The organism is Citrobacter sp. wls613 (genome assembly GCF_005281195.1).
Taxonomy (GTDB): Bacteria; Pseudomonadota; Gammaproteobacteria; order Enterobacterales; family Enterobacteriaceae; genus Citrobacter; species Citrobacter gillenii.
In genome coordinates, this window is sequence record NZ_SZXN01000007.1 from 20,817 (window position 1) to 27,096 (window position 6,280).

General features: G+C 50.5%; 8 protein-coding genes. 5 read left to right on the top strand and 3 right to left on the bottom strand.

What is annotated here, in order from left to right:
• Positions 1–6: 6 nt before the first annotated feature.
• The gene (gene grpE, locus FDX01_RS01060; RefSeq protein ID WP_096756092.1) at positions 7–600 is read right to left on the bottom strand and encodes a nucleotide exchange factor GrpE; all 594 of its coding nucleotides are present in this window, start codon (positions 598–600) and stop codon (positions 7–9) included.
• 121 nt (positions 601–721) lie between these two features.
• Between grpE and nadK the strand changes: the two genes are divergently transcribed.
• From nadK to bamE, 3 genes are all read left to right on the top strand, one after another.
• Positions 722–1,600 carry an NAD(+) kinase gene (gene nadK / locus FDX01_RS01065; RefSeq protein ID WP_096756091.1) on the top strand — a complete coding sequence of 293 codons (879 nt, stop codon included), beginning with the start codon at positions 722–724 and terminating at the stop codon, positions 1,598–1,600.
• A gap of 85 nt (positions 1,601–1,685) precedes the next feature.
• Entirely contained in the window at positions 1,686–3,347 is a 1,662-nt protein-coding gene (gene recN, locus FDX01_RS01070) for a DNA repair protein RecN (protein WP_137399084.1), read from the top strand.
• A 149-nt stretch (positions 3,348–3,496) separates the two neighbouring features.
• Positions 3,497–3,841, top strand: a complete 345-nt coding sequence (bamE, locus tag FDX01_RS01075; protein WP_115257734.1) for an outer membrane protein assembly factor BamE — start codon at positions 3,497–3,499, stop codon at positions 3,839–3,841.
• 53 nt (positions 3,842–3,894) lie between these two features.
• Here bamE and FDX01_RS01080 read toward each other — a convergent pair whose 3' ends face one another.
• A complete protein-coding gene (locus tag FDX01_RS01080) occupies positions 3,895–4,185 on the bottom strand; it encodes an RnfH family protein (protein ID WP_096759348.1) in 291 nt (96 codons plus the stop codon).
• On the bottom strand, positions 4,175–4,618 hold the full coding sequence (gene ratA, locus FDX01_RS01085; RefSeq protein WP_115257733.1) for a type II toxin-antitoxin system toxin RatA: 444 nt from the start codon (positions 4,616–4,618) through the stop codon (positions 4,175–4,177). Before ratA ends, FDX01_RS01080 begins: the two co-directional genes overlap by 11 nt.
• Positions 4,619–4,772: 154 nt before the next feature.
• Here ratA and smpB point away from each other — a divergent pair, with 154 nt between their 5' ends.
• A complete protein-coding gene (gene smpB / locus FDX01_RS01090) occupies positions 4,773–5,255 on the top strand; it encodes an SsrA-binding protein SmpB (RefSeq protein WP_096759347.1) in 483 nt (160 codons plus the stop codon).
• A 580-nt stretch (positions 5,256–5,835) separates the two neighbouring features.
• Positions 5,836–6,280, top strand: a 445-nt coding sequence (locus FDX01_RS01095; RefSeq protein WP_137399085.1) for a BapA prefix-like domain-containing protein, incomplete at its 3' end; no start/stop codon positions are given.

Below are 6,280 nucleotides of genomic sequence, written 5' to 3' on the forward strand. Positions count from 1 at the left end.
GGCTGATTAGCCCTTGGCTTTCGCCACAGACACCATCGCCGCGCGGATGGTACGTCCGTTCAGGGTATAACCTTTCTGCATCACCATCAGTACGTTACCGGCCGCAACGTCGTCAGACTCAACCATGGCAATCGCCTGATGCACGTTCGGGTCCATCGGCACATCGATATCCGCAACCACCTGCACGCCAAACTTCGCCACCACATCCAGCATCGATTTACGGGTCAGTTCGATACCCTCGATCATCGCCGACATGGCATCGTTGTCTTTGTCCGCTACTTCCAGCGCACGGTCCAGGCTATCGAGCACCGGCAGCAGTTCGTTAACGAATTTTTCCAGCGCGAACTTATGCGCCTTTTCTACGTCCAGTTCGGTACGACGACGCAGGTTTTCCATTTCAGCTTTCATGCGCAACACGCTGTCACGCTCGCGCGTTTCGGCTTCAGTAAGCTGAGCTTCCAGATTCGCAATTTTTTCATCGCGCGGATCCACCTGCTCAGCAGAAGCGTCTGGTTCAACCGCCTCAACTTCTTCGTGCTGATCCATGATAATTTCTTCCGGGGCTTGCCCCTCAGGCGTTTTCTGTTCTTTACTACTCATGAATTTCTCCGCGTTTTTTCGCATTCATCTCGCTAACTTGGCTTATTATGGGGATAAGATTCAGGGATTCAAGGGAAGTACTCACATTGTCACTCATCTTCGCTACAAGGACCTCGAGAAAATGAATAAACATTTCAAGTGTATTGGCATTGTGGGGCATCCACGCCACCCCACTGCACTGACCACACATGAAATGCTTTACCGCTGGCTGTGCACAAAAGGGTATCAGGTTATCGTGGAGCAACAAATCGCCCGCGAACTGCAGCTGAAAAATGTGCAAACCGGCACGCTGGCAGAAATTGGTCAGCAGGCGGACCTCGCGGTAGTGGTGGGCGGAGATGGCAATATGCTCGGTGCTGCGCGCACTCTGGCACGCTATGACATTAAGGTCATCGGGATCAACCGTGGCAACCTGGGCTTTCTCACCGACCTTGACCCAGACAATGCCCATCAGCAGTTAGCCGATGTGCTGGAAGGCCATTACATCAGTGAAAAGCGCTTTTTACTTGAAGCCCAGGTGTGCCAGCAAGATTGCCAGAAGCGTATCAGTACCGCGATCAATGAAGTGGTGCTGCACCCGGGTAAAGTCGCGCACATGATTGAATTTGAAGTCTATATTGATGAGGTCTTTGCGTTTTCCCAGCGTTCAGACGGACTGATTATTTCCACGCCAACCGGTTCTACTGCCTACTCGCTCTCTGCCGGCGGCCCAATCCTGACGCCTTCTCTGGATGCCATTACGCTGGTACCAATGTTCCCGCACACGCTCTCAGCGCGACCGCTGGTGATCAACAGTAGCAGCACCATTCGCCTGCGCTTCTCACACCGCCGTAGCGATCTCGAAATTAGCTGCGACAGCCAGATTGCCCTGCCTATACAGGAAGGTGAAGACGTGTTGATTCGCCGCTGTGATTATCATTTAAACCTGATTCACCCTAAAGACTACAGCTATTTCAATACATTAAGCACCAAGCTCGGCTGGTCAAAAAAATTATTTTAATTTACCCCCAGCCTCTTTACTGTATAAAAAACCAGTTTATACTGTATGTAATTACAGTTATGGTTTTTCATACAGGAAAACAGCTATGTTGGCACAACTGACCATCAGCAATTTTGCTATCGTTCGTGAACTTGAGATCGATTTTCAGAGCGGAATGACCGTCATCACCGGTGAGACCGGGGCGGGTAAGTCCATTGCCATTGATGCCCTCGGTTTGTGCCTTGGCGGACGTGCCGATGCCGACATGGTGCGCGCTGGCGCTACGCGTGCCGATCTGTGTGCCCGCTTCTCCCTGAAGGACACGCCAGCGGCGCTGCAATGGCTCGAAGAAAACCAGCTTGAAGAAGGTCGTGAATGCTTGCTACGCCGCGTTATCAGTAGCGATGGGCGTTCCCGTGGCTTTATCAACGGCACCGCGGTACCACTGTCGCAGCTTCGCGAGCTCGGCCAGTTGTTAATTCAAATCCACGGCCAGCACGCGCATCAACTGCTGACGAAATCTGAACACCAAAAATCCCTGCTGGACGGCTATGCCAATGAGGCGTCTCTCATTCAGGAAATGGCGGCGCGCTATCAACTGTGGCATCAGAGCTGCCGCGACCTGGCACATCATCAGCAGCAAAGCCAGGAACGCGCTGCCCGGGCAGAGCTGTTGCAGTATCAGTTGAAAGAGCTAAACGAATTTAACCCGCAGGCGGGTGAGTTTGAGCAGATCGATGAAGAGTACAAGCGTCTGGCTAACAGCGGGCAGTTGCTCACCACCAGCCAACAGGCGCTGGCTATCATGGCAGACGGCGAGGACGCTAATCTGCAAAGCCAGCTGTACACGGCAAAGCAGTTGGTCAGCGAACTGGCGGGTATGGACAATAAGCTTTCCGATATTCTGGACATGCTCGAAGAGGCAACCATTCAACTCAGCGAAGCCAGCGACGAGCTGCGCCACTATTGTGACCGGCTGGATCTGGACCCTAACCGGTTATTCGAGCTTGAGCAGCGCATCGCAAAACAAATCTCTCTGGCGCGCAAACACCATGTCGCGCCTGAAGCGCTCCCGCAGTTCTATCAGTCCCTGCTGGACGAACAGCAGCAACTTGACGATCAGGCTGATTCACTCGAAACCCTCACTCTGGCGGTGAACACTCATCACAAGCTGGCACTGGAAACAGCAAAGACGCTGCACCACCAGCGCCAACACTATGCTCAGGAGTTAGGGCAGCTCATTACAGAGAGCATGCACGCACTTTCTATGCCGCACGGACTCTTTTGCATTGAGGTGAAGTTTGATGAACACCATCTGAGTGTAGACGGTGCCGATCGCATTGAATTTAAGGTCACCACCAACCCAGGCCAGCCGTTACAGCCTATAGCAAAAGTCGCATCTGGTGGGGAACTGTCGCGTATCGCACTGGCTATTCAGGTGATCACCGCTCGTAAAATGGAAACCCCGGCGCTGATTTTCGATGAGGTTGACGTCGGTATTAGCGGTCCAACAGCCGCGGTCGTCGGCAAACTACTGCGCCAGCTCGGTGAATCCACGCAGGTTATGTGCGTCACGCACCTGCCGCAGGTTGCCGGTTGCGGACATCAACACTTCTACGTCAGCAAAGAAACCGACGGCGCGATGACAGAAACACATATGCAACCACTGGATAAACGCGCGCGCCTGCAGGAGCTCGCCCGCTTACTTGGCGGTAGCGAAGTGACGCGCAATACCCTCGCAAATGCAAAAGAACTGCTGGCAGCATAAACTTTTTTCTCTTGTAACGGTCTGAGTTCAACATAAAATCGCCGTCCGACCCGACAGCAAAAGGTTTTAAAGTGGTGAAAGGTCTATTATCATCGGCATATTACATATGAGCCGCGTACTGCTCGGGCCCGAAAAGGAATCAAATCACTATGCGCTGTAAAACGCTGACTGCTGCTGCAGCAGTACTACTGATGTTGACCGCAGGCTGTTCCACTCTGGAGCGAGTGGTTTACCGTCCTGACATCAACCAGGGAAACTATCTGACCGCTAACGATGTGTCCAAAGTTCGTGTCGGTATGACGCAACAGCAGGTTGCTTATGCTCTGGGTACACCGATGATGTCCGATCCTTTTGGCACCAACACCTGGTTCTATGTGTTCCGTCAGCAACCAGGACACGAAGGCGTAACGCAGCAAACGCTGACGCTGACCTTTAACAGCAATGGCGTGTTGACCAATATTGATAACAAGCCCGCATTGACCGGTAATCAATAAGTAGGTCTTCAGATAGCAAAAAAGGTGCTCGCTGAGCACCTTTTTATTGCCTGCTATTTGTTGGCAGACTTCTCCGCCCGCTTCCTGCGCAACTCTTTTGGATCGGCAATCAATGGCCGGTAAATTTCTACCCGATCACCATCATGCACAGCATCAGCAAGTTTTACCGGACGGCTGTAGATCCCCACTTTGTTTTTGCTGAGGTCGATATCAGGGCGCAATTCCAGTAATCCAGACGCGCGAATGGCCTCTTCAACCGTCGCGCCCTCTTGCAGCGTCACGCGCTGTAAATATTGCTTTTCGGGTAGCGCATACGCGACTTCGACGACCATTTTAGCTGACACTGACACTGTAAACCTCTTTCGCACGCACCGTGAAGGCTTGCACCATGTTCGACGCCAGCTCTTTAAAGATACGGCCAAACGCCAGCTCAATGAGCTTGTTAGTGAACTCAAAATCAAGCTGAAACTCAATACGGCACGCTTCATGACTGAGCGGCGTAAACTTCCACCCGCCAATGAGTTTTTTGAAGGGGCCATCGACCAGATGCATCAGAATGCTCTGGTTATTAGTCAACTGGTTGCGCGTGGTGAACGTTTTGCTGATCCCTGCTTTAGACACATCCACCGCTGCCGTCATCTGTCCAGGAGTCGACTCCAGTACGCGGCTTCCGGTGCAACCCGGTAAAAACTGGGGATAGGATTTCACATCATTCACTAGCTGATACATCTGTTCCGCACTGTAAGGTACTAAAGCGGTCCGGCTAATCTGAGGCATAACAATTTCCATCTATATCAATCGAGCAAATAATACCATTTATCATCCGCTAAAAAAAACGCTATAGCCCAACTCGTGCTAAGATAGCGCCTTGCGCCCCGCTGGATGAAATGGGGTGTTTTTCGATTCCAGATTACCTATACTGAGCGGCATTATGACGAAGAAAAAAGCACACAAACCTGGCTCAGCCACAATCGCGCTTAACAAGCGCGCACGACACGAATACTTTATTGAAGAAGAGTTCGAAGCTGGACTCGCTCTGCAAGGCTGGGAAGTCAAATCCCTGCGCGCGGGTAAAGCCAACATCAGCGACAGCTATGTCATTCTTAAAGACGGTGAAGCTTACCTGTTTGGCGCCAACTTTATCCCGATGGCAGTTGCCTCAACGCATGTGGTCTGCGATCCCACTCGTACCCGTAAACTGCTGTTAAACCAGCGCGAGCTTGATTCGCTGTATGGCCGAATGAACCGCGAAGGTTACACCGTCGTGGCACTGTCTCTGTACTGGAAAAACGCCTGGTGCAAAGTGAAAATTGGCGTCGCTAAAGGTAAGAAACAGCACGATAAACGTTCCGATGTGAAAGAGCGTGAGTGGCAGGTGGATAAAGCACGTATTATGAAAAATGCTGGCAGATAACACCTTTTTTTGTGACCAGTCTCTCATTATGGGACTGGTCCTTATTATTTAGTTATTGAATCCCCCTCAATATATTCATCACACTTATAGTTTAATACTGCTGAATCGTTCAAATATCAAGTAAATTACCGTGTTATTTCATGATGTCTGTAGTCCAATAAAAATAAAACTTCAAGAATTTCCTCCATCTATTTCACTTCATTTTAATAACATTATTATCACTGATGTTTATTATAAAATCATGCTGCACGCTAAAAATAAATCACTTAAAATACAATAACATAATAAAACACATATATTTTATGTGGCGTTTTACACTAACCCACCTGAAATATCGCCGTATATTTTTAACAGGCAGAAGTTGCGGAATACTTTCTTTCTGACTATATCATCTAATACGAAAGAACTATTCAACGCCGAGGCCAACTTTTATTTACTAACCAAACAGACATCTCTGTGACCTAATCAATGAAACTACATGTGTAAATTCATCTTCACGATGAACGGGGCACCTGTCTGCTCATTTTCCCAGAACGCTGTTGCGGATTAATTCCCCCGGCAAGCCATCAGGAGTGAACATATGCGTCATCTCGCCGTTGTATCAAAATTGACTGGTGTATCTACGAATGTTGAAGCCTCTGAAGTGACGCTCAGTACACCGTCCATCGTGAAATTATCCGTTTCGCGTGAAGACATCAGCCAACTGACCCGTATTAACCAGGATCTGGTGGTCACACTCCGCTCAGGTGACGTAATTACGATTAAAAACTTCTATGTCGCAAACGGCAGTGATAAAAGCCAACTCGTTCTCGAAGACAGCAACGGTGCACTGTGGTGGGTTCAGGATACTGATGGCGCATTCCACTTCCAGCATCTGGACGATCTCACACCGCTGATGGCAGCTGAAGGCAGTCATGACGGTGGCGCAGTCTGGCCGTGGGTTCTAGGCGGCGTGGCGGCGGCGGGCGGAATTGCCCTCGCGGCGGGTGGTGGTGGCGGTGGCGGTGGCGGTGGCGGTGGCGGTG